Annotated in this window: 28 protein-coding genes and 1 rRNA gene; 18 read left to right on the forward strand and 11 right to left on the reverse strand. The window is 43.9% G+C overall.

Features of this window, described 5'->3' with window-relative positions; genetic code table 11:
• The 4 genes from trpS to JW968_06265 are packed head-to-tail and all read left to right on the forward strand — an operon-like array spanning position 1 to position 3,022.
• On the forward strand, positions 1-1,110 hold the full coding sequence (gene trpS, locus JW968_06250) for a tryptophan--tRNA ligase (GenBank protein ID MBN1386542.1): 1,110 nt from the start codon (positions 1-3) through the stop codon (positions 1,108-1,110).
• Between the two features lie 9 nt (positions 1,111-1,119).
• The gene (locus JW968_06255; protein ID MBN1386543.1) at positions 1,120-1,542 is read left to right on the forward strand and encodes a hypothetical protein; all 423 of its coding nucleotides are present in this window, start codon (positions 1,120-1,122) and stop codon (positions 1,540-1,542) included.
• Between the two features lie 12 nt (positions 1,543-1,554).
• On the forward strand, positions 1,555-2,577 hold the full coding sequence (locus tag JW968_06260; GenBank protein MBN1386544.1) for an NAD(P)-dependent glycerol-3-phosphate dehydrogenase: 1,023 nt from the start codon (positions 1,555-1,557) through the stop codon (positions 2,575-2,577).
• Positions 2,570-3,022, forward strand: coding sequence for a hypothetical protein (locus JW968_06265; protein MBN1386545.1), 453 nt, complete (start codon positions 2,570-2,572; stop codon positions 3,020-3,022). The genes JW968_06260 and JW968_06265 overlap by 8 nt, the downstream gene beginning before the upstream one ends.
• On the opposite strand, the gene JW968_06270 is transcribed toward JW968_06265, so the two are convergent.
• On the reverse strand, positions 3,016-3,936 hold the full coding sequence (locus tag JW968_06270; GenBank protein ID MBN1386546.1) for an AbrB/MazE/SpoVT family DNA-binding domain-containing protein: 921 nt from the start codon (positions 3,934-3,936) through the stop codon (positions 3,016-3,018). The two genes, JW968_06265 and JW968_06270, sit on opposite strands and share 7 nt — an antisense overlap.
• 176 nt (positions 3,937-4,112) lie before the next feature.
• Between JW968_06270 and JW968_06275 the strand changes: the two genes are divergently transcribed.
• Genes JW968_06275 through JW968_06300 form a run of 6 tightly spaced genes read left to right on the forward strand, consistent with a single transcriptional unit; the run spans position 4,113 to position 5,714 of the window.
• Positions 4,113-4,319 (forward strand): hypothetical protein, encoded by a 207-nt coding sequence (locus JW968_06275; protein ID MBN1386547.1) that lies wholly within the window; start codon positions 4,113-4,115, stop codon positions 4,317-4,319.
• A complete protein-coding gene (locus tag JW968_06280) occupies positions 4,316-4,597 on the forward strand; it encodes a hypothetical protein (GenBank protein ID MBN1386548.1) in 282 nt (93 codons plus the stop codon). Before JW968_06275 ends, JW968_06280 begins: the two co-directional genes overlap by 4 nt.
• On the forward strand, positions 4,594-4,806 hold the full coding sequence (locus tag JW968_06285; GenBank protein ID MBN1386549.1) for a hypothetical protein: 213 nt from the start codon (positions 4,594-4,596) through the stop codon (positions 4,804-4,806). The genes JW968_06280 and JW968_06285 overlap by 4 nt, the downstream gene beginning before the upstream one ends.
• Complete coding sequence (locus JW968_06290) at positions 4,803-5,132, forward strand: hypothetical protein (protein MBN1386550.1); 330 nt, start codon at positions 4,803-4,805, stop codon at positions 5,130-5,132. The genes JW968_06285 and JW968_06290 overlap by 4 nt, the downstream gene beginning before the upstream one ends.
• Positions 5,119-5,409 (forward strand): hypothetical protein, encoded by a 291-nt coding sequence (locus JW968_06295; GenBank protein MBN1386551.1) that lies wholly within the window; start codon positions 5,119-5,121, stop codon positions 5,407-5,409. Before JW968_06290 ends, JW968_06295 begins: the two co-directional genes overlap by 14 nt.
• On the forward strand, positions 5,400-5,714 hold the full coding sequence (locus tag JW968_06300; protein ID MBN1386552.1) for a hypothetical protein: 315 nt from the start codon (positions 5,400-5,402) through the stop codon (positions 5,712-5,714). The genes JW968_06295 and JW968_06300 overlap by 10 nt, the downstream gene beginning before the upstream one ends.
• A 67-nt stretch (positions 5,715-5,781) precedes the next feature.
• Here JW968_06300 and JW968_06305 read toward each other — a convergent pair whose 3' ends face one another.
• From JW968_06305 to JW968_06315, 3 genes are read right to left on the reverse strand one after another with little or no spacing between them, the layout of a single operon-like run.
• Entirely contained in the window at positions 5,782-6,267 is a 486-nt protein-coding gene (locus JW968_06305; protein ID MBN1386553.1) for a GNAT family N-acetyltransferase, read from the reverse strand.
• Between the two features lie 3 nt (positions 6,268-6,270).
• Positions 6,271-6,564: a hypothetical protein gene (locus JW968_06310; protein MBN1386554.1), complete on the reverse strand. Its 294-nt coding sequence runs from the start codon at positions 6,562-6,564 to the stop codon at positions 6,271-6,273.
• Between the two features lie 26 nt (positions 6,565-6,590).
• On the reverse strand, positions 6,591-9,197 hold the full coding sequence (locus tag JW968_06315; protein MBN1386555.1) for a hypothetical protein: 2,607 nt from the start codon (positions 9,195-9,197) through the stop codon (positions 6,591-6,593).
• Positions 9,198-9,493: 296 nt separating this feature from the next.
• Here JW968_06315 and JW968_06320 point away from each other — a divergent pair, with 296 nt between their 5' ends.
• The 5 genes from JW968_06320 to JW968_06340 all read left to right on the forward strand — a co-directional run bounded on the left by JW968_06320 (position 9,494) and on the right by JW968_06340 (position 14,079).
• Entirely contained in the window at positions 9,494-11,233 is a 1,740-nt protein-coding gene (locus JW968_06320) for a peptidylprolyl isomerase (GenBank protein ID MBN1386556.1), read from the forward strand.
• Between the two features lie 63 nt (positions 11,234-11,296).
• On the forward strand, positions 11,297-11,515 hold the full coding sequence (locus JW968_06325) for a hypothetical protein (protein MBN1386557.1): 219 nt from the start codon (positions 11,297-11,299) through the stop codon (positions 11,513-11,515).
• 2 nt (positions 11,516-11,517) lie between these two features.
• Positions 11,518-11,961 (forward strand): hypothetical protein, encoded by a 444-nt coding sequence (locus tag JW968_06330; GenBank protein ID MBN1386558.1) that lies wholly within the window; start codon positions 11,518-11,520, stop codon positions 11,959-11,961.
• Positions 11,962-12,080: 119 nt separating this feature from the next.
• Complete coding sequence (locus JW968_06335) at positions 12,081-13,196, forward strand: NFACT family protein (protein ID MBN1386559.1); 1,116 nt, start codon at positions 12,081-12,083, stop codon at positions 13,194-13,196.
• Positions 13,189-14,079, forward strand: coding sequence for an RsmB/NOP family class I SAM-dependent RNA methyltransferase (locus JW968_06340; protein ID MBN1386560.1), 891 nt, complete (start codon positions 13,189-13,191; stop codon positions 14,077-14,079). Before JW968_06335 ends, JW968_06340 begins: the two co-directional genes overlap by 8 nt.
• Before the next feature lie 33 nt (positions 14,080-14,112).
• On the opposite strand, the gene JW968_06345 is transcribed toward JW968_06340, so the two are convergent.
• Entirely contained in the window at positions 14,113-14,343 is a 231-nt protein-coding gene (locus JW968_06345) for a hypothetical protein (protein ID MBN1386561.1), read from the reverse strand.
• A 343-nt stretch (positions 14,344-14,686) separates the two neighbouring features.
• Between JW968_06345 and JW968_06350 the strand changes: the two genes are divergently transcribed.
• Both JW968_06350 and JW968_06355 read left to right on the forward strand, forming a co-directional pair.
• Entirely contained in the window at positions 14,687-14,875 is a 189-nt protein-coding gene (locus JW968_06350; protein ID MBN1386562.1) for a hypothetical protein, read from the forward strand.
• A gap of 1 nt (position 14,876) precedes the next feature.
• A complete protein-coding gene (locus JW968_06355; protein MBN1386563.1) occupies positions 14,877-15,032 on the forward strand; it encodes a hypothetical protein in 156 nt (51 codons plus the stop codon).
• Here the strand turns inward: JW968_06355 and JW968_06360 are convergent.
• The 6 genes from JW968_06360 to JW968_06385 form a co-directional block, all read right to left on the reverse strand.
• Complete coding sequence (locus JW968_06360; protein ID MBN1386564.1) at positions 15,027-15,323, reverse strand: phosphotyrosine protein phosphatase; 297 nt, start codon at positions 15,321-15,323, stop codon at positions 15,027-15,029. The two genes, JW968_06355 and JW968_06360, sit on opposite strands and share 6 nt — an antisense overlap.
• 109 nt (positions 15,324-15,432) lie before the next feature.
• Positions 15,433-15,548: ribosomal RNA gene (gene rrf / locus JW968_06365) — 5S ribosomal RNA — on the reverse strand.
• A gap of 81 nt (positions 15,549-15,629) precedes the next feature.
• On the reverse strand, positions 15,630-16,646 hold the full coding sequence (locus tag JW968_06370) for a radical SAM protein (GenBank protein ID MBN1386565.1): 1,017 nt from the start codon (positions 16,644-16,646) through the stop codon (positions 15,630-15,632).
• A gap of 534 nt (positions 16,647-17,180) precedes the next feature.
• A complete protein-coding gene (locus JW968_06375) occupies positions 17,181-18,131 on the reverse strand; it encodes a GDP-mannose 4,6-dehydratase (protein MBN1386566.1) in 951 nt (316 codons plus the stop codon).
• On the reverse strand, positions 18,128-18,892 hold the full coding sequence (locus JW968_06380) for an NTP transferase domain-containing protein (protein ID MBN1386567.1): 765 nt from the start codon (positions 18,890-18,892) through the stop codon (positions 18,128-18,130). The genes JW968_06375 and JW968_06380 overlap by 4 nt, the downstream gene beginning before the upstream one ends.
• Complete coding sequence (locus tag JW968_06385) at positions 18,889-21,543, reverse strand: nucleotide sugar dehydrogenase (GenBank protein MBN1386568.1); 2,655 nt, start codon at positions 21,541-21,543, stop codon at positions 18,889-18,891. Before JW968_06385 ends, JW968_06380 begins: the two co-directional genes overlap by 4 nt.
• 200 nt (positions 21,544-21,743) lie before the next feature.
• Here JW968_06385 and JW968_06390 point away from each other — a divergent pair, with 200 nt between their 5' ends.
• Positions 21,744-23,261: a flippase gene (locus tag JW968_06390; GenBank protein ID MBN1386569.1), complete on the forward strand. Its 1,518-nt coding sequence runs from the start codon at positions 21,744-21,746 to the stop codon at positions 23,259-23,261.
• The last annotated feature ends 428 nt before the right edge of the window (positions 23,262-23,689 follow it).

Raw genomic sequence — 23,689 nt, forward strand, 5'->3', positions numbered from 1 at the left:
ATGGCTGGCGATTTTGAAGTGACCCCTTGGGAAGTCAAGGGTGATATTGATTATGGGAAGCTGATTAAGGAGTTTGGCATAAAGCCTCTGAAAGGTCTGCCTGGTGAGTTCAATGAGAACATACTTTTCAGGAGGAGCACCATCTTTGCTCACAGGGATTTCAATAATATACTTGAAGCCAGGAACTCAGGCAAGCCTTTTGTCATGATGACAGGTCTGATGCCCACTGGAAAGTTCCACATCGGTCACATGCTTCTTGCCCAGCAGATGGTTTTCTATCAGGGCCTCGGCGCCAGGATTTACATCGCTGTCGCAGATATCGAGGCATATAATGCAAGGGCCCAGTCTTTGGAAGAATCAAGGAAGATTGCTGAAGAGGAATACATCTCTAATTACATAGCTCTCGGCCTGAAGCCGAAGAACTGCAGGATCTATTATCAGTCGAATCGCTCAAACGATCAGAGGAGGGCCAATGCTTATTATCGTCTCCAGAACATCCTGGCGCGTCATGCCACTTTCAATGAGTTCCGCGCTGTGTATGGTGAGATCTCCCCTGGAAAGATGGTCTCAGCTCTGCTCCAGGCTGCTGATATGCTCCATCCTCAGCTCGAGGAATTTGAGGGTCCTGTCCCTGTTGTTGTTCCTGTCGGCGTGGATCAGGATCCGCATCTCAGGTTAGCGAGGGATATCAGCAAGCGTGCTCCTTTTAAGTTCATCCAGCTCTCCTCCACTTATCACAAGTTCATGCCTGGCTTGTCAGGCGGCAAGATGTCTGCATCTGACCCGAATTCATTCATTGCTCTTTCAGATCCACCGAAGATGATCAGGAGCAAGATAAACAAGTATGCCTTCTCTGGCGGCCAGTCGACAATAGAGGAGCACAGGGCAAAAGGAGGGAATCCTGATGTTGATGTTTCATTCCAGTATCTCAGCATGTTCTTTGAGCCTGACGACAGGAAGCTAAGGCAGATCCATGATGATTACAGGTCAGGCAAGCTCTTGACAGGTGAGCTGAAGGCTCATCTGATTGACAGGATGACAGGATTCTTGGATGGTTATCAGGATAAGCTGGTCAGGGCCAGGGATCAGATTGATAAATATATTGATTGAGGTGGTAGTATGGGAAGGAGATTTGCGCCATTGAGCGGGACTTTTATGATTGCGTCCATTATTGGTTTTTTCATTTCAGTGTTCATCTTGTGGAGGATAGAGGGCTGCGCGAGCTGTCCTACATGGGCATTCACTTTCGCGATCCTGTTTGCAGTGATGTTCCTGGCTTCCATTGTCTCCATGACCCACGCACCTTCTGAGGCGGAATTGATGCTTGACGAGGAGGCTAAGAGGATCTGGCGTGAGATAAAGAAAGAGGATTTGCATAAGGATATTAAGCCTGCAGAGGCGAAACCCGGGCCCTCGAAGAAACTGAAGGCAAAGCCAGGTAAGACTGATGTCAGGAAGGCTGAAGCCAGGAAAGCTAGATCCGGGAAAGCCAGATCCAGGAAGGCGAAGGCCGGAAAATCATCTTCGAAAAAGAAGAAGTGAAAGAAGAATTAGATGGATAAGGTCGCAGTCCTCGGATCCGGCATATTCGGTTTTGTGCTTGCCAGGCATATCTCTCTTCTTCATCCAGGGACAGATGTCTTCATGTATGATGTTGTCGATAAGATAATAGACCACCTTAAGCAGCACAGGTCTCATCCTGTCCATCTGAAGAGGATAAGGCTTCCGGATAACATCCATCCGACCTCTGATCTGAAAGAGGCTGTCGATGGGGCAAGTCTGATTGTTGCAGCTGTTCCTGCCCAGTTCATGAGGTCTGCCTGCAGGGATTTTGGCCCCCACATAACCCGGGATGTGATCATACTTAATGTCGCCAAGGCCTTGGAGTTGAAATCCCATAAGCGCATGTCTGAGGTGTTTTCTGAGGAGCTGAAGGATGTCCCTCACATGGTCCATTTTGCGATGCTGTCCGGAGGGATGATAGCTCAGGAGGTTGCCATGGATTGTCCCCTGTTCGCTGAGGTTGCCTGCGAAGAGATAGGTGTGGCAGAGCAGCTTCAGCATTTCCTTTCCAGTCCCACCCTGAGGCTTTATACTAACACTGATCTGATCGGTGTGGAGCTTGCAGGCGCTTTCAAGAATGTCGTCTCTATCCTTGCAGGCATCTCAGACGGTCTTGGCTATGCTGCAGGCACAAAGGCTGCTCTGAAGGCCATCGCTTCCGGCGAGATTGAGATCCTTGCCGGGAAGATGGGTGCAAAGCCGCATACCTTCTCTAACAAGACTCTTGCCTGGGAGGCTGACCTCTCGACTTGTGTTTTTGGAGATTCGCGGAATCGTTATTTCGGCAAGCTCATAGGCTCAGGTTTCTCTGTGAAGGACGCTCTTGAGGAGTTGGAGCAGGAATCAAAGAGGGCTGAGGGCTATGCGACATCAAAGGTCATCCATGAGGTCATGTCAGAGCATGGTCTTGATCTCCCTCTGCTCGATAGCATATATGCTGTGCTTTATGAAGGTAAGAGCCCAAGTGTTGCTATCAGCGAACTTATGACAAGGGAGTATGAGTCAATTGGATAATCTGGAATCCAGGCTTGTCTTTGCCGGACCTTCTCTTTCTTCTGTCAGTTTTGAGGATGATTATTTCAGGGCAGATTATCATTGGATAAGTTCTGGGGCAAAGAGGGTCTTGCAGAGCATGAATCCTAGGAATACGATGCGTCGTCTGTTCTGGAAAGCCAAGGAGCTGTATGGCTGGAGGGTCAGGCAGAGGAAGACCTTATCTATGGAGTGTAGTCTGGAGAAGGTGGTCGCTTATGGGAAATCGATTGGTACACCCAAATCCGACGAGGGTGCCCTGTCATACTCTGAGCCAAAGATGGATGAGCGCACAAGGTCCTATGCGAGGGTGACCCAGAAGATTCTCTCTGCCAAGAGGATGAGCAAGAAGATAGCATCCTTGACTGCAATGTACCTCAATGAATACATTAAGAGAAGCAAGTATGCGAAGTCAAGGGATTACTGACCGGCCTTTCCGCTCGTCGATATGGCTATCATGTCATATGTGGCAAGGTGCATTATCCTGCATATCTCTGTCATGTAGGACAGTATCACTGATGCTGCTCCGCGAGTTTCTGCCATCATGTCCTGCAGTTCCATGTAGAGCTTGTATCTGATCTCATTATGCACCTTCTCCAGTTGTGGTATGTTCTCTGCCAGGAAGGATGTGTGCATTTCTGCATACTCTCTCTTGATCTGCCTGAATCCCTGCATGATCTGCTTTGATATCTTCGGTTTGTGCTTGTCAAGATTCCGGTATAGGTAGAGCACGCTTGTCTGGATGGCATTCAGCATGAAATAAAGCTCCCAGTAATAGTTGACTCTCTCTTCTGTGAACCTTTTTTTTGAGATGTTCCTTCTGAGGAAGTTGGTGTATTGTGTCATCTTCTCATCCCATTGCTCGAAGTGTTTTGTCTTTTCATATCTTGCTTCTTCAATGTCCTCTTCGGTCTGGTCAAGGCTTTCCATTGTTATCTGGAACATCCTTTTCAGAATCGTCTGCTGCTTGTCTTCGCTGGGCTCTGTCACACTTTCGATTACTGTTTTCTTTTCGCTTGTCTCTGTGATCTCGAAACCTAGGAGGTATCTGCTGATGATCTTTTTTATCTGGCTGTGGTGTTCTTTCTGGTGATGGATTGTTATCCTGTCATATCCGAAATTGTAGAGCGTGTGTATCCTTATCCTGATGAGCGGGAATGTGTCATCCTCTAGCTTGAGTTCGCATTCCTTCTTGCCTCCTCCTTTTGCAGATATCACTAGCTTGCTTCCTGATTGGTCTAATTCAATCTCATCTCCCTGTTCCAGCCCTCTCTGCTCTACCCATTTCTTTGGCAGGGTTATTGTGAAGCTGTCTTTTTGCTTGATGAGGCTTCTTTTCATGGATTCCGGGATATGTCTAGTGTATTTAAATTTTATGAAAAAACATATGTGGAATATGAAATATACGGGTTACATATATTAATATTATATTTATCTACTGTAGAGAAATAAAAATTCCCAAAGCTTTGTTACTCTGGGTAACAACAATTTTGGGCAGGCGAAATGGGTGTGGGGATATGGATATAAAAGAATCCGGGCATGATTGCATAGGACAGAAGAGATATGACCTTCCCTTGATTTTAGTAGGATTGGTCTGTGCTTATTCTTTGGCTGTCGGTTATTGTATGGATCCAGATGATACTATCGATAAGAGACCTGTAGCTGTTCAGGCATCTCCTACTATTGACGATGCTGTGCAGGATGATTATCAGGTGATGAGATGAACCCATTAGGCGATAGCCCGATGAGATACCAGCCATGCGGTGATGATACCGGCAGGATCGGTTACAAGGAAGCCAAGTTGCAGTATGAACGGAAATATCACACTGCCAGGATAGTCAACTGGTTGATTGTACCTGCCTTGATAGTGGGCGGCATTGCAGGTTATTATCTGCGCGGCTGCATTGATGACAGGGTACAGGAGCAGTCTCAAATATTCCTGCAAGAAGAATCTCAGAGCCATCAGGTGCCAATCATGGAATACAAAGGTGATGCAGAGTGAGACTGGGATATGTGAGGCCTGAGCTGAGGAAAGTTATCGGTCAGCGTGACATGACACTTCCGGCTGACCTTGATGAGATTTTCCTCATGTGTGTGGACAGCGGGTTGCCAATTAATTCCTACAAAAAGAATCAGGTTTTGTATAAACCTCATGCAGGACATGTCCCAGAAGGATATGTCTCAGGATATGATCAGGGTGTTTTGAAATGATGAGGCGCCCGATCCCTAGATGGTATGAGTCTGCATACAATAAGGGCCGTGTCAGTGTGGATTATGAGCATTTGATTGATGCGCTCAGTGGAGCATTGGAGAGGCCTGGATCAAAGGATCGTGTGAAGATGATCTGCAATCAGGTTGGTCTGAAAGACAGGGGTATTTATCTGCTCTTGGATCATGCTCGCATTCACAGGCACCTTCCTGATATGCCAGAGCTGAGGGAGCTCTCTTTGGAATACACTGTCTTGGACACCATGAGGGGTTCATGCGATAGGAGGGATTATTTTCCTGATCTGAGGTTTTGGGATGGAAGCTCCTGAAGGTTACAATCATTCTATAGGGTATGCTGAATTGATCAGTTATCTCTCTGCTGCTGATAAGATATACCGGAGCGGCGGATTGAAGTGGACCACCAAGGTTTGCTCTTTCTGCAACGTTCATGGCATATCATATGATGATTTGGGTGACATAGTGTCTCATGCTGTCAGGAATGGCCATCTGGACAACTCAGAAGGCCTTAATGGGATTTTGCTTGCGAGGCAGCAGAGGATGTCATCTGCCGAGACAACCAGATTGAGGAGATCAGAATGGATATGATGGATATGGTTCAAAGACCGTCATGGTATGACGGGAAGATAGGTTATTCAATGCTGATGTCTGTCATGAAGTTTGCAGTGATGCCTGACAGGAAACTGACTGTGGATGAGAAGGTTGCTGCATTCAGCTCGATCTGCGACCAGGCCAGGATAAGTTTTTATGATGGGCTTGATCTTCTGGTCTTCGCTCAGGAGCGTGGCCATCTGCCCGCAGATGAGGAGACTCATGATTTTATCAATGCTTGTCTTGATCCTACCGGTCTTTTGTATCCCTCAGCATCTTATCCCAAAGTCAGGTATGGATGAGAAATATCTGATGTTCCTCGCCGCTCTCCTTGCTGGAGTTGCGATGGTCCGGCGGGCATTTTGATTGTCAGTCAGAACTTGTTTTTCCTTGTTTTGTGAGCATCACTATATACTCTCTGAATCCGTATCTCTTGTATAGGCTTGCGGCTTCTGTGTTGAAATGGTAGTGCATTATCATGAGATCCCTGATTCCTTTTTCCTTGAACCATCTCAGGCATGCTTCTGTCAGCTTCTGCCCCACGCCTTTTCTCCTGTATTGTCTGTCGACATAAAGGTTGAACATGTGCCCTCTTTTATCATGCACGCACCATGCAGGGTTCTTCTGTATCTCTGCTGCTGCATACCCTATCGCTTTTCCTTCTGCTTCTGCCATGAAGAATGCTTTGTCCTTCTGCCTCATCATCTTTGCTAGTGTCGGCCCGAGATGTCTCACATAGGCTTTTTTTATCCTCCTGTCTCTCTCAGCTTCCCATAGGTAGAACTCTGTCCTTATCTGCTTCAGCTCTTCATAATCCCTTATGCCTGCTTTCCTTATGTCCACTCTTTCTGTCATCTCTCAGCCCTTGTCAAATTTCTCCCTGCACTTCTCTTCCTTGTAGAACACTGTGTGTGATGCCCGTTTGTCGAAGAGCAGGCCCGCGATCGGGATCGCATCTTCCTGTTCTTTTTCCATCCCCCTCTCTTTCATTATCTTCTCTGCATCATCAAGGCATTGCTTCATCATCGCATAATGCACTTGCGTCGCCTTCCTTTCTATTTCCCTCTCTTCCTCATCAGAAAGTGTTATCTCGACCCATTTAGGGTAAGAGCTTCCCTCTGTTGTCTTGGGGAAAGATTTCACGAATACCATGTTTTCACCCCCTGGAATGTGAGATTCTATTTCTTGACTTCGTCTTCAAAAAGTGTCTTTGATTTCTTGACTGCCATCGGAGCCTCGCCGCCGTGCCATGTGAACCTCGGCCTGACTCTCATGGCATACATCTTCTCGTTTGTGTCATCGAATATGATTGCTGCTCCTTTGACGCGCGGCAGGTTGTCGAGCAGGATTGTGAGGCCTTCCCTCATGTAGGACTGCATCAGCATTCCGAGCGCCTCGACATCCAGTTTTGCAGTTATCCTGTGCGCTATGACTGTGTCGCTTTGTGTCATGACATCTGTATGGATCTTTCCTGGCTGCTGTGATGCCAGTATCAGCGAGATTCCTGGCTGCCTTCCTTCCCTCAGTATCGTGACAAGGGCGTCTGTTGCTGCAGTCTTTCCTGTTACTGGCAGGAACTCGTGCGCCTCATCGATGACCAGCCATACCATGGGCATCTCCTGCGCCTTCTTGCTGATGTCCTCTTCGCCGAAGTAGTGCATTGTGGTGTGGATCTGGTCGAACTCCTCTTTCTTCCTTGCGACCATCCTTTCTATGAATAGTTTCTTTGAGATTATCCCGAGCACGAGCGCCTTGATGCTCCACCCTCCTGGCATTGTGGCATAGCATGACAGGTCAAGCACTGTCACTTGTCCTCCTCGCGCAAGATCCTTTATCGGTGTTCCTTTCTCTGAGAACACTCCCCAGTTCATTGTCCCCAGCAGTAGGTTTTCAAGGGCATCCTTTGTTTGCTTCTCTCCTCTCTCGTCTCTCATCACTGCATCGATTATGTCCTGTATCGAGAAATCACCCTTGTCTTTCTTGAGCTGGAGCACATGCCTTGTCAGCAATACTCCAATCGGGTCTATGTTTGTAAGCCCGAATGTCATGAGCCAGTCATCTATGTCAAGGTCTGATGGTTTTATTGAGAAAGGGAAGTCTGTCGGTATGCCTTCATCCTTGTATTGATAATAGTATTGGTCTGGTGTGAATATTATCGGGTTGAGCCCCACTGGCTTCTTGTTCCATTCCCTCAACAGGTCCTCATCTTTCTTGTTGGGATACTTCATTGTCCAGTAGACGCCCATTGTGTCTAGGAGGATGATGGAGATGTTCTGCCTGACTTCCTCTGGCATGTCTGATAATCCTTCAGCGATGACGCCCATGGTGTACGAGTTGTGGATTATTATGTCATTTGCCACAAAATTGTGCGCTTCTGGCACTGATATGTCATATACCTTGAATTCCCCCATCATCTCTTCTACAGAAGCTATCTCATCCCAGTAGATGTCTGATTCTGCCATCCTCTGGATGAATTCGTTTCCATCAAGCTCTGCGATCTGCAGCAGCTTCTGCCTAGAGGGAGCATATTCTATGGAGCTCCTTAAGGCTTTTGGTGTCGAGTATCCAATCACTTTTCCTATTGCAGCCCAGTTCTCTGGCCTGTACCTGTCCCATATCTCTTTTGGTATTGTGTCAAGGTTGGGATTCCTTGTCTTGCACTCCAGAAGTGCCTTTTCCTGTATCCTTCCTTTTCTTCCAAAGAATCCTATATCTTGCAGGAACTTGCTTACATTCTGTCCCTTGATCTCGATCTCATAGCTGATGAAATTCTTGTTATTCTTATCCCTGATCCTGTTTAGAACACCGAATCTCAGGAGCAGATGATGCACCTGCTTGATTATTCTTTCTGATGCGCTCGAATAAGAGATCCTGTAGTCATCTGATTTGTATATTGATCCATCGCAGGAGAATAGCCTGTTCAGGAATAGGCTGACCTTGTTCTTTGGCGCTGTGAAGATATCCTCTGGGATGAATTTTGTCCTTGAGTCTTTTTCATATAATCCTGCTCTCTCTATCCACTTCCTCATGCTTGATTTGGAGTCGAAGCATGAACCGGCCATGAATTTTCCTTTCTCATCCCTTTTTGCTTTGCATTTCCTTTTTTCATATCCGACGATGCGGTAATTATTCTCTCCATGGCTCTTTATCTCGAGTGATGGGTCAAGATCATGCACTGCCCTCTTGAAGTCATCCACGATCTCCGGATCCTTGTTTGAGAAGAGCACGAATCCATTCCCTAGGTGCCCTTCTGCTATGAGATATGCCAGTAGTTTTGCTTGATGCTCGCTGATGTCTTTTTCACCGAATACATCCATCCCTCTTGGGGTTGCAATCCTTGATCCCGCACCCAGGTCTTTTGCCTCTGTCCATCCGTTGATTGTCAGCAGCGGGTGCTCTGGCGTGAGTTTTATCTCCTTGCCTGTCCTGAGCCTTATTTTTAGGATCTTATTGACTGTCCTTTCGAAGAATTCATCTTTTGCTTTCTTTGTTATCTTGAGATCCTCATTTAATGCAAGGATTTCGTTATCATTATTCTTGAGCTCGTGGATGGGGACTGTCCTTCCGTCATTCAGTGTCACTAGAGTGTCCCCTGTCACGCACTTTCCCCCGCCCCTTTTTCCGCAGATGAACACGACATGCGTTCTCGAGATGTCCATGTATATCTTGTTTGAGAGCGATGTTGTCTGGCCCATCTTGACATAATGCTTTGCTATCAGGATAGTGCCTTTCATCCCGTATTTTTCCCTGTCAGAAGCATTCCTGCCGATGATTATGTCAAACATGATATTCCTTAACCTGTGAGATTCATTTAAAGCTTTTTAATGACTCAGGAGTAATCCCCAAACCTTATCATTTATAAATCAAGTTGATTTCAAGGCCTGATGCAATCCATTTAATGTTATTATATGTATCTAGCTTCCACAACCTTTATTAATGGCCCATAATACCAAATTCAGACTTTATAATATAAGGGAGTTTTTCCCTGCTGTTTTTCCAAAAAGAGCTGATTTAAGCCTTTTGAGATAGATAAAACCTTTTTTCAGCCTTTAATTAACCCAGCTCATAAAGGGGGGATATTGTGGAAAATCAAGAGAAATTGCCTCAGAAAGCATACAAGGAGACTTATATCTTTCCTGAGGATTCGCCATTGAAAAAAGTTCAGCCTGAGCCAAAACCAGAGGTTCAGCCTGAGCCGGAGATTGAGGAGATCAAAATCGAAGATAAGAAAACCGAGGATAAGAAAAGGGATGATAGGAAAACCGACGATAAGAAGGCTCCAAAGAAGGCCGGCAGGAGGATGCATAAGGCAGAGTCGCATGGTCCTGAGAAGACAGGGAAGAAGGAAGAGAAGGATTATACTCTCTATTATGCCTTGGGTGCTCTTGCGCTGATTGCCGTTGTTGTTCTCCTATATTTTTTCGCGTCACCCTCTGATCCAGGCACACTGGAGATGTGGGATGGCCGTGTGATCGCTGTCGTCAATGGCGAGGAGATCACAATTGATGATTTCAACACGCAGGTTTCGAAGATTCCTGTGTCATATAGGCTGTTTGTGACAAAGGATATGATACTTAACCAGACAATTATGGAGGCATTGCTTATTCAGGATGCTCATAAGAATGGCCTGACTGTTGATCAGGACCGGCTTGACAATCTGACAGCTGTCTGGGAAGCCAATCTTAAGTCTGCCATGTCAGAGGAGGAGCTTTATTCCACTTTGGACAGCCTGGGCATGACTTATGATGAATTCAGGCAGAAGAGCATAAGCCTTATCAGTGACCAGCTTCTGATATCAGACCTTTTCAACAAGACCGTCGTAAGCAAGCTGGAATTATCAGAGGATGATTTGAAAGGATATTATGATGAGAACAAGGGGACTTACTTTGTCGATGAATCCCTTGAGGTATCTCATATCCTTGTGTTGGGCGGTCCTCAGATGAATAAGACTGATGATGAGGCCAGGGAGATAATACTCGGGGTCGAGAAGAGGATCGCTGATGGCGATGACTTCTTCGGTCTTGTCAGGGAATACAGCGAGGATCCGGGAAGCAAGGATAATGATGGTAAGTATAATATCACAAGGGGCATGACTGTCAAGGAGTTTGAGGATGCTGCTTTTGCCCTTGATGTCGGTATGGTTTCGCCTATTGTCAAGACTCAGTTCGGTTATCACATAATAAAGCTGCTTGGCAGGACAGAGGCTCGTCAGATGGAGTTTGATGAGGTCAGGGATGAGATTAGGGAGCAAATGTTGTATGAGGCTCAGAAGACTGGGATCCCATTGTACATTGCAGGTCTCATGGATAAGGCGAAGATAGAATTATTTGCCTTCAACTCAGGGATACCCTCAATGGACATAACCACCTTCCAGCAGGTTGATCCGTCTGTCTGCACTGATGAGGATAACAGGACCATTGTCAGGCTTTACACTGTCTCTTATCAGGAGGCTTCTCAGTTCGCCGAAGCTGCTTTCAGGCAGGCTCTTGAGAGGTTTGACAGGTCTGGGGAGCTTTCAGCTTATGTCTGGCAGGTTGATACGAATGATGATGTCATGACCCCGGAGCTTGAATCAGCCATCCCGCAGGAGGAGCTTGATCTTTTCAGGAAGTATAATCCGGGCAATTCAGTGCCTGCTTACCTGATCGGCTGCAAGTACTTGAGGATTGGCAACGGCCATTGGGAGAATAAGGACATGGCTTCTGAGACTCTCGAGATTGAGGCTATGTTTGATGAGATCATCTTTGAGCTGGAGAATGCCGAGGCTTTCGCTGAAGCATCTCAGGACAATCCGTATATTATCCAGCCTGAAGCGCAATAATTAAATATTTCTTATTCTTTTTATATATGGATATAGTAAGAATGCAGTAAAAAAGGTGGTGGCATGTCAACTGTCTCAAGACTGAATAAGGAATTGGATATTCTCAATAAGCAGCTTTCTGCAGGTATCATAACAAGATATGAGCATAAGCGGATCACTTTCCGTATCCAGAAGAAGATCAGGGCTATTGCTCCGAAACATAGGAAAAAGGCAATCAGGAGAAAGCCGATAAAGAGAAAGGTTCATGGCAGGAAGATCCGGGTTGTAAAGAAGAGGAAATGATGATGGTCAGGAAGAAAGAGGAGAATGGGAAAAAAGGAGACAAAGGGGAGATGCCTTGGTTCGGCACTCTTGGTATGGTTTTGGTGCTTTTGGTTATCATAGGCCTGATTGTCTATTTTGGCAGGAGTGAGCCTTTTGTCCTGCCAGAGCAGGTCACTGATCCTTATGTCATTGTCGTGAAGTGCGAGGGCTGTGATACATCCACTATCACAAAATTTGCCAAGGAGCTTTTCCCTGATGTTTTTGTCTATGAGCTGCAGCATCCTTCTGATGATGCTGATCAGATCCTGGATGAGCTCGGTATTGATGTCCTTCCCGCATATGTTTTCAGCAGGTCGATCGCAGATCAGGAGAAGTTTCCTTCGATCCAGGATTCTTTTGCTGTGAGAGGGGGTTATTATGTCTTGAAGCCTGGCTCCAGCGGTGCAGTTTATTCTATAGGATGACTATGACGCCGCACGGGTTGATTTGATGATTTTCAGGCTTCTGCACATTGTCCACATAGGTTTATTGCTGCCTGCTTCAGCCGTCAATTATTTAAAGGATGCTTCTCATTCTTGGCCTTATGAAGGATCAGGTTTCATATCTGGAATTAGGATATATTGTCAGGGAGCTTCAGTTCTTGGTAGGTGGCAAGATAGACAAGATTTATCATCCGGATAAGTCTGAACTGCTTTTCCAGTTCCATGTTCCCTCAAAGGGCAAGAGCATTCTGAGGGTTCTGATACCTAAGGTCATTTATCTCACTTCTTTTAAGCCACATACAGATTCCCCTTCTGGCTTCTGCATGGCCTTGAGGAAGCATCTCAATGGCGCGAGGGTCAGGGAGATTGTCCAGAAGGGCTCTGAGCGTATTGTTGAGATCCTCTTTGAGAGGCCGGAGCGTTTGAGGGTTATCATTGAGCTTTTTGCAAAAGGTAATCTTGTGCTGTGCAGGGATGATTATTCCATAGTCAATCTGCTGAACAGGGATGGTGTGAAGACCGGCCAGAAGTATGAATTCCCCAAATACCAGGATTTCTCTGGATTGTCCAAGGATGAGTTCATCATTCTTTTGGGCTCTGAAGAGCTTGTCAGGGCTCTTGCCAATAATCTTTCTCTTGGTGGTATTTTTGCTGAGGAGATATGCTTGCTTGCCGGCGTCGACAAGAAGAAGGATGTCAGGGATCTCTCTAAGAAGGAGCTGGATGCTATTTTCAGCAGTTATGTGGATATGATCTCTTCTGTCCAGTCTGCTAATGTTGTTTTCAAGGATGATCTGCCTCTTCATGTGCTTCCTTTTCATCTCAGGTCTTTTGATTCATCTGTGAAGAAGGATTTTGCTTCATTCAATGAGGCCATTGATGAGGTCTTCACACAGAAGATAGAGTCTGCTTCTGTCAAGGAGGCTGTGAGATTGAAGTCTGCTGCGCTCGGCAAGATTGAGAGGACCATAAATATACAGAGGAAGCAGCTGGGTTCTTTGAAGGCAAGTGCCAGGAATGATCAGAGGGCAGGCGAGATGATCTATGAGAATTATCAGGAGATCGATTCTCTTCTGAAGGCGATAAGGGCTGACAAGAAGAAGCTTTCCTGGCCTGAGATGAAAGAGAAGTATGTTTCAGGCAAGGTCAGGGGCATTGACGAGAAGACAGGGAAGGTTGTCCTGGAGATTGAGGATGAGGGGCTGAAGGATGAATAGGTCTTTTTTTCTGAAGAGGTACAGGGAATTGGCAGGTGAGGATGCCGATAAGATAACAACTCTGCCTCAGTCGATCAGGATCAATACATTGCGCATCTCTGAGAAGGAGCTTGTTCCCAGATTGAAGTCAAATGGTATCCTGCTCGAGAAAGTCCCTTTCCTTAGGCATGGTTTTGTGGTGAAGAAGGCGAGGTTCTCTCCTGGTGCTTCTCCTGAGTATCTTCTGGGCTATTATTATCTGCAGGAGCTCGCTTCCCAGATCCCTGTTGAGCATATGGAGCTGAAACCGTCGCATACTGTTCTTGACATGGCTGCTGCTCCTGGCTCCAAGACGACTCAGCTCGCTCAGGAGATGCAGGATAAGGGTGTTCTTGTTGCCCTGGAATCCAATCAGTCGCGCATCCAGTCATTGAAGAATAATCTTGAGCGCTGTTTCATCTCAAACACGATTGTTTTCAGGAAGGATGCCAGGTTCGCTTTTGATCTCGGCATCGAGTTTGATCGCATTTTGCTTGATGCCCCCTGTTCTGGCAATTTTGCCAATGACAAGGATTGGTTCTCTAATAAGTCGCAGGAGTCTGTGAATGAGAGGGCGAGGACTCAGAAAGAGCTCCTCAAGGCTGCCCTGAAATGCCTTAAGCCTAAGGGCATATTGATGTATTCCACCTGTTCTCTTGAGCCTGAGGAGAATGAGCTGAATATCGGCTGGCTGCTGAACAAATATGATGATATCAAGCTTGAGAATATCAGCACGATCGGTGATCCCGGCCTCACAAGTGTTTTCGGCAGGGAATTGGATCCGGAAGTCAGCAGGTGCAGGAGGTTATGGCCTCACAGGACTGGCACGCAGGGCTTTTTTCTGGCCAAGGTCAGAAAAAAATGAGAAGACATTGTTTCTGCATTCCTGGTGAAGGCTTCAGTGATTCTCTTTGTAGTCTTCAAGGCACTGTTCTGAGCAGAACCACATTATCTTGCCGTCGATCTCTGTCTCGACTGTGTTCTTCTCGTCAAGCTTTGCTCCGCAGTTCCTGCACTTTGCGCTTTCGCCGTCCATCTCTGCCCCTTTCATGAATCCTTCTTCCTCTGGGCTTATCTCGTCATCATCGACGAGCTCTTCCCTTTCCTCTTCATCATATATGTCTGCCATTTTCGATGGCTTATGTATCTGCCATATATAAATCTTTTCTGGTTCGCCTTATCCCATGCCTTGCTTATCAACATGCATGAAAATTTCAAGGGATATACTTGGTTATATCCAGATTCGCATGGCGAATCTGGCCCTGACCCTTTGAAATTTTTTCTCTGATCAATGAGCAAGGCAACGGATTCACAGGACTCCCGGAAGATTTTTTCATTTATGGTCTGTTTTCATAAGATATTTTTCAGATCCGGAAGTGATTCAGAATTCGGGAATTTCTTTCCAATTTCTTTGCCAAACTCTCTTTAAGCATTGATCGATATCATATCCCATCAACCATTGAGGTGGTAATATGAAATCGAAACTAGGAAGCAAGCGTGTTGAGCAGCTGAAGAAGATGCCGATCATCCAGAACAGGGTGTTCAAGTCACAGGATGGCAGGTTTCTTGTTCATACCACAAGCATCACGCACATAAAGCCTGTAGAGTATTATGAGAAGGTGCTCGATTCTGAGCCTGATGAGGCAGAGGATTTTTTTTAGTATGTCTTCTCTGAGATGGGAAGTATCCATATGTGAACTGCACAATGATGGGGTGTTTTTCAAGGTGACAAGACAGATTCCTGATCTGGGAGTTTCTGAGACTAGATTATTCAATGTGAAGGATGATGCCCTTAAGCAGTTCTATGAATGGCTATAATGATTTTTCTTTTAATATTTTTATCAGTTCAGGCTGGTTATGATGATATATGTCAGGAATATCCAGCGAGATGATTTTTTTCTTGAGATATATTTTTGGGAATCTTTTTCCTATCTCTTCCCTTTGATGGTCTTCCATGACAGCTATCATGTCAGCCCATTCAAGCTCTTCTTTGCTCACTGGATTATTGTTGAACAGTCCTGCACTCTTGGTGGAATATTTTTTCCTGAGCACTTCTTCAGCTGTCTTGCTCCTGTTCTCATTCTGGTTGCAGATGAATAATACTTTCATTGTTTGTTCATTTGATAGATAATATTTAATTTTAAGCCCTATTTATTATTTACAATATTGAAATTAATTAATAAGAACTTAAAATGCTTCTTTTCACATGATAAGAAAAGGTGGACAGCGATCCATGGTTCCCGTTCAGAGAACAGTACCACATGAAACGTGGGCTTGCTTGACTTTGGTGTTCGAAATGAGTACCAGTAGAACCAAGCCGCTATGGCCGTCCAGCACTTATTGGGAAATAGCTCCTTTATAAAGATTGTTGAAAATAATTAGCTTTTTATCTTTTAATATGAAAGATAAATGAAATCATTTCAAGAGTGATGTGATGCACGGCTTGTCTGGATAGGCGATTCTTGTCGCCTGGCAACCCCCTTGGCAGAGCCTTTCGTATTCACAGGAAACGCAAGCCCCTCCTTTTTGATAGGAGTTCTGCAGGAGACTTGTATTTATGACAAGCCCTCTACCTTTCTCATATATACCGATCTTCCTGTCAAGCATAAGGGTGCAAGGATACACATCGCCTGAAGTATCAAGTACAAAGAATTTTTCTCCTGCACTGCAATACATCCCTCCCGATGTCGCAATTGCTTCATCTCTTCCAGCAAAATAGTCAACTATGTGTGATCCGAAGAAATTTGGGCCGCAGTTTCCGAAGAAGTTGAGCTTTATGTCTCTGCCATCTCTCAATCCTATTATGGTTTGTATGGCCTCTCTTCTCTGGCTCTCATCCAATTCAAGATATTGTCTGTTGGATATCCCCCTTCCAATTGGGATGAAGAACAGGAAGTTGGCCTGTGAAACACCATTCTGCTCAGCAAGAGCCACGATTTTCGGTATCTTCTGATAATTTAGGAGGGTCAGTGTTGTTTCGGTCTCCACTTCAAATTCCTGTCTTGCCATCGCAAGAGCCCTGATTGTCCTGTCAAAAATCTTTATATTGAAGTATCTATTCTGTGTCTCTGCATCAGGACCGTGAAGGCTTATCCTGACCTTGGTTATTCCGACATCCTTAAGCTTATGTGCGACATCTGGAAAATTTATCCCGCTCGTGATGATATCCTTCTTGCCAATCACCTTGTAGAAGTCGAGTATCCTTGTGTCCAGGGTCTGTTCGCCACCTGCCGCCTTGAATTTAAAATCCTTCAGGTCCTCTATGGCAGAATAGAAAAGCTCTTCATTGAACCCTGGTCTGTTTCGGCCAGCCATACAGTAGCAAGCAAGGCATTTCGAGACACATTGGTATGTTGTGAAGAAGAGCACAATAGGTTTCTTCTTTGCTTCTACCTCATCCCTTTTCTTGATAAGTGTATCTAGTTTTGGCATTTTTATCATCCTCCATATGATTCAGAAGTTTTTATCGAATCAGCATCTCAAGGAGAAACTTCTAGATGAAGAAAAGACAATGAGATGCAACTACCGCATATGCCAGAATACAAATGTGGGTGGGTATGTAGTTGTCATGATATTATATACGCATTCATAATATAAAAAACTTTTGGTCAGCTTGGCTATGTCAAATTGATATGTCAGAAATATACCACTGGTCTATCTGACCAGTGGACAAAGTCCTCACTCAGTTTTTGCAATGCGGCATATTTTTAGTATGATTCTGAGCATGATCAAGAACCGCAGGAATCTGTCCTGCTCCAGCATGCCACCGGTCTGTGACCTGTGGTTCTTGATAAAAAAGAATTTTAGTTTATGTTGTCACACCATAACTCATTGCTATTGCATCCTTCATGAGTTTGTGTATTTGTTTGCTGTTATGATTTCATCTATGGTCCTGCTGAGGAGCATGTAGAATCCTATTGTACAGCGGACTGTTACCATGCCAAGAACATGCAGCAGAATAGCTGATTATCTGTTGGATCTATACCACTCCACAAACTTCTTCATACCTTCAGCAAAAGAAGTGGTGGGTTTATAACCCAACAATTTCCCTGCCTTTGATACATCTGCATAGGTCATTGAGACATCCCCTGGCTGCATCGGCATCTTTTTTATGATGGCTTTCTTGCCGACCAGGTTTTCAACAATAGAGATGAACTCCTTGAGAGAAACAGGATTGTTATTGCCCAGATTTATTATCTCATAGTCAAATTGTTTGTCGATGCAGGCAACTACGCCAGAAACAATGTCAGCAATATAGGTATAATCTCTTTTCGTGCTTCCATCCCCGAACATTGTAAGCTCTTTGCCCTCTGTTACCCATTGGACAAATTTGTATGGTGCCATGTCTGGCCTTCCGCGGGGGCCATAGACAGTGAAGAAGCGGAGGCATGTGCACTTTATTCCATAGAGATGATGGTATGTATAGCACATTAATTCTCCTGTCCTTTTTGTTGCTGCATATGGTGATATCGGATGCTCCACATTGTCTGTTTCAGAGAAAGGCACCTTGTCCCTATCCCCATACACTGAAGATGATGATGCGAACACGAAATGCTTCACAGAGAACTCACGTGCACACTCAAGAAGGTTCAATGTCCCTTTCACATTAACTTCTTCATATAGCAGCGGCTGTTCAATGGAAGGTCTTACCCCGGCGCGCGCGCCAAGGTGACAGATGACATCTATCTTGTGCTCGACAAATATGCCTCGCAGAAGATCATGTTCTGTGAAATCCCCTTTCACAAGCACAAAATTCTTCTTGCCGATATTGTGCTGGATATTCTCATGTTTGAAAGAGGGGTCATAATAATCATTGAAGTTATCGATACACACAACCTTATCTCCTCTGGAGATGAGCGCATCGCATACATGGCTTCCTATGAATCCAGCTCCGCCTGTTACTAGTATTGTTTTCATCTTACCCTGATATAGTCTTGGATATTCCCTAGGTCTATCCTGACCTCTTCCATCGGTTTGTTGATATGATAACAGAACACACTCCTGCCATTGTCAATCAGCCAAGGTATGATCTGGCCGATATTTTCCCTGTTAGGAAGATCATATCCTCTTAGTACAGGTACATCTTGTCTTGAGACAAAATATACTGGCAGCACAGCATTGGTTGACTCAGGATTTGCAGGTTTCTCGGCAAATTTTATGATTCTGCCAGATGCATCAAGCACTGCCATGCCCCGTCTGTGCATCTCTGACTCTTGTTCATTATAGCTGACAGAGCATGTTCCATGCTCTTCAAAGAACCTGTACACATCCCTGAAATCGAATCTGAATATGCTGTCTGATGCGCAGATTACAACATCATCCTGCGGATCTGCCTGTTCCAGCGCAGACAGGAGTGATTCTATGGCTCCTTTGTCTTTGAGATAAGTATTATTTCCATCGCTATACACCTTTACTGGCTTACCTTTTCCCCATTCCTCAAAATCTCGCTTGAAGAATTCATTTGTTATGACATATACCTCATCAACTTGTGGTATTGTTCTTATTGATTCATAGACATGGTCCATGACAGGTCTTCCATCCACTTGTAAGAATGCTTTCTGCTTCCTGTCAACTTCAGGTCTCAACCTTTCATACAGGTCAGGGTCTGCGCTTTCAAGCTGATGGAGCGTGCTCTGCATCCTTTTTCCGTAGCCTGCTGCCAGGATTATTGCTTTCATCTGCCGACACCTATGTAATTGAATCCTTCCATGTCTGATGGGTTGTATATGTTCCTTCCGTCGACAATATTTGCCTTTCTCACACTTTTCCTGATTTTCTCGAAATCTAGTTCCCTGAACACATCCCACTCTGTCAGAAGGATTATGCAGTCTGTATCTTCAGCTGCAGAATAAGGGTCATTATGATATTTTATTTCAGGCATTATCTGTTTTGCATTATCATTCGCAACCGGATCAAATGCATGCACTTCAGCCCCTTCAGAACTCAATTGCTTGATTATCTCTATTGACGGTGCCATCCTCATGTCATCTGTCCTTGGCTTGAAGGCCAGGCCCCATATCGCGATCTTTTTCCCTTTGAGATTGCCGACGAGCTTCTTGACTTTTGGTACTATGCTTTTTTTCTGTCTTTCATTTGTTGAGTGCACTGCCTCTATTATGCTTGCGTCGCATCCATGCTTTTCGAGTGTATGTTTTAATTCAAGCACGTCTTTTGGGAAGCAATTGTGGATCAATAAACCGGAAGATACAACCAAATGAGAATTTGAAGTTTCTACACTGTAAACATCACCGAAATAATCTTCTTTTTCAATCTTACTGACAGGTACAAGTGCATAATTCGGTTTAAGTTTGTGCCCACTAGGTCTGATATTTCTTTGATATTCTTTTGCAATCTTTTTGTATTTATCCCATTTTTGTCCAAAAAAGGGACCGAGCTTATTTATGTTGTTTATCCCGTTTATTCTGACTATATAAGCTGGAACTGTGGATTTATTCATATACTTATTTTGAATTGAGGCCATGAATCCGCAAATTTGTAGCAAGACAACAAAAGAATGCCCCAATTTTCTGCTTACAGTTGCATACTCTATATTGAGGTTTTTGCCCTTGTTTAATCGTGTAATGCTTCCATCTCCTCTTAACAGTCCTTTTATGAATTCTAATTGCAGTTCTTTCGGCAATCGGAAAATATGGGGGGGTATTTGTTTTTCATAACAATTGCTGCCGCATTGTAAGACCTCTTGAAAAAGATATGCAAGGATATTGGATGAAACAATTATTGAATGGCTATTTCCAGAAATCCTGTCAAGATTTTTTATTTTAAGTCTTGTCAGGATAGTTTTCACATCTTTTATATATTCTGTTTCATGGGATCCAAATGCGAATCCAATGCGTTTTCTGATCTTGTCATATCTGCCATTATCTATGCTGATCCATCCTTCAGCCAGATAGTAGCCGATAAGTCTCGCAAAATCGTGGTCAATGCTGATTATCGATGGAATGGCAGTTGCTTTGTTTCTGACCGTGAAAAGTCTGTTGTTTTTGTATTTGTAGATCTCTTTTAGGTGGATTGCATCCCTGAGTCTTATGGTGCCGTTCTTTTTGATATCATGGGGATATTTGTTGGAAAGATGCTTTTTTAGTATACCAAATTCATTTTTTGTCAATTCCTTGTTGTTCAGCCATGTTTGATTAAGGAGAATTTTGTTTTTCTTCAGCTCATTGAACATATCAATCTGTATTTTTTCCCCTTTTATTTGACCAAAAGGGCATATCAAAATATCCTTCTTGGCAAGGTTCTTTGATAATTTGATCTTTATTCTGCCATTTTCCCAGACTGGGATTGGATGATCATCAGTTATTCTTGTTTTTCTGCCCATGTTAGTGCATATATGGATCATTTTTCCCTTGTAAGATCTTATTGTAAGGGCATTGACTTGTTTCAAACAGATACCATGCTCGTCAGCAGTTAATATTTTACATTCATCAATTCCTTTCTTCTCTGAAATCTCATAGAATTCTTTAATTGTTAAGCATTTTAATTCATTTTCTGATTTTACATAAATAAATTCATCTGGATGAAAGCAACTTCCACCGTATCCGACTCCTGCCTGCAGGAACCTTGGTCCGATCCTGTTGTCAAGCCCGAGTCCTTTGCCGACTTGCTTGATGTCTCCGCCGAGCTTCTCTGTGAGCTGCGAGAGCATGTTCATGAAGCTGATCCTTGTTGCGAGCATGGCATTTGATGCGTATTTTATGAGCTCTGCGCTCTTGATGTCTGTATAGACAATCGGTTTTCCTGTCCTTTCAAGTGATCTGTACAGTTTGCCGATCCTCTCCTGAGCCCGTTCACTCTCGACCCCGATTATTATCCTGTCTGGGTTCTGGAAATCCTTGACTGATGCTCCTTCTCTAAGGAATTCCGGATTTGAGACTATATCGAATTCGATCTCTTTGCTGAGATTTTTCTTGATTATCTTCTTGATCTCATCTCCCGTCCCTACAGGCACTGTGCTTTTTGTGACAATTATCTTGTAAGTGTTCATGCATTTGCCGATTGTTTCTGCGACCTTGTGCACATACTGCATGTCTGCTTCTCCGTTTTCTTTGGGGGGTGTTCCTACACAGATGAATATTATGTCTGCTGATTTTATCGCAAGGTCTGCATCTGTTGTGAAGCTCAGTCTGTTGTGCGCTACATTCAATTTTACAATGTCAGATAGTCCTGGTTCATAGATTGGTATCTCACCATTTTTCAGTCTGGCAATCTTGGAAGCATCAATATCAACGCAGATCACATCATTTCCAAGGTCTGCTAAGCAAGCTCCTTGCACAAGTCCCACATATCCTGTTCCTATAACTGCTATCATGCCCTTTCGGATTTAAAGTAGGTTTATAAAGATTATTGACCAAGTATTTAAATGGAAATATTGATTTTTTCTATATAGAAAATTATAATCCAAAAATTACAAATCATTTTATACCCATATTTCTGCCTGACTCTACTAAAGAGTACTACCATGAGACCTGCTCCATGCATTGGGATGATCATTTCTTGCCTGAGGTAACTATGAAAGACTATCTGAAGCAGGGTATCAGGGGCAGCATGTTTGTTCTCGCTGCTTCTATCGGTGCGAATGTCTTGGGTTATTTCACAAGGATGTTCCTTGCAAGGAACCTCTCTCTTGAGGATTTCGGCCTCTTTTACTCCCTTCTGACCTTCTTCATGTTCATCCAGCTGTTTGCTGATTTCGGTTATGGATTGACCCTGGCAAAGTATGTGCCTGATTTCCTTGCGAGGAAGAAGAAGCGTCTTTCTGATTCCTCCTTCTTCCATGTCTTCATGATCAAGATGGTCCTCTCCTTGTGCTTTGCTGCAGTTTTATACCTATTCAGTGATTGGCTGGCATTGGAGTACTTCGGCATCAGGATAGTCAAGAGGATGATTGTGCTTTTTATCATGATACTGTTTGCGAACAACATCCTGGAATTCATTTTTCAGGTATACATCTCTCTGCAGGACATGTTCAAGTACAGCATCAACTATCTGGCGAGCAAGGCCCTGTTCCTCATTTTCATAATCGCTTTCTTTGATGCTGGTTTCAATGCTGATGCCCTGCTTCCGACTTATGCTTATCTCATGTCCTTGTGCCTTGTCCTTGCAGGCACTGTGATCCCGATGTATGTTTCCATTAATCCTTCCAGGATCCTGTTCTCATTTGACAGGATCCTTTTCAGGAGATTGACAAGATTTGCCTTCCCCACTATGCTGTCTTCCATGGGTGGCATGATTATCGGCTATATTGATGTCATCATCCTCACTTTCTTTGTGACTTTGGATCAGGTCGGCATCTATAACACAGTCCTTCCCACGATATTGATGATCGGCTACCTGAACGGGGCCATTGTCACTGTCTTCCTGCCTATGGTTTCTGAGATGTGGGCAAAGAAGGATGTGGCAAAGATAAGGAAGGGCTTGTCCCTGATATACAAGTATTCGATACTGTTCACTGTTCCTTGTTCTATCCTTTCTTTCTTCTATGCTGATGTTATACTTGACCTGCTTTTCGGTCCTGAGTACATTGCCGGCGCCTTGGCAATGAAGATACTTTCATTCGGGGTCTGTCTTCTGGGTCTTTCTCTTGTAAATTTCTCTGTGCTTTCAGGCATCGGCAGGCCTGAAAAGGTCACAGTCATCAATCTTACTACAGCAGGCATCAACGCGGTTCTGAACATATTATTGATTCCATTTTATGGGATTGAAGGTGCTGCTTTGACTACAACACTGAGCTATCTTATAATGTTCTTATGGTCATATAATTCTGTTAAAAATTATCTAAATTTCAAGATATACCCAAATTTTGTCCTTAAGCTGTTTGGCATTTCTATAATTTTTGCTATATTGATTCTCTTTTGTCGGTCTTTTGGTCAAAATAAGGTATATACCATTATAGGGTTATTTGTTTCATGTATTATTTTTATTATTAGTTTGATAATTACAAAAACTGTCAAGTTACAGGAAATAACTTTTTTTCTCTCATCTTTTCTAAGTGGTTTTTGGAAATACTTTGCATTCTTGCTAAAATGAATGGTGTATCAACTCCTTTTCAGATTCTCTTACAACCTATGATTTACTAGTTTTATACCTCTGTTTAGATTTTGTTCTTCCATATATTTTTTCAATCTTTGGTAATGCAAAATATTGTTAAGAACCCAATCCATTTATTTGTAGACTAACCTTCAGTTAAGCACCACTTATTAGATAATATCTCCAGTATATAAATCGGTTCAAGAAACTAGATGATAAATAACAAGATTTATATAAAATTGTTATTAAATAATATTAAAATATTTTTTCAAAAAGGGGTGGTGTATTGGAAAGCGTATATATAAATCAAGAATTTGGATTTTATCCTGAATTAGAGGTAGTTAGGTTTGTTGCTAGGAATTTTTATGGTGTTTCTGATAGGAAGTGTGTTAGGATTCTTGATTTGGGTTGTGGTACTGGTGCTAATA

The sequence above is a fragment of the Candidatus Woesearchaeota archaeon genome, from assembly GCA_016928155.1.
Taxonomy (GTDB): domain Archaea; phylum Nanobdellota; class Nanobdellia; order Woesearchaeales; family JAFGLG01; genus JAFGLG01.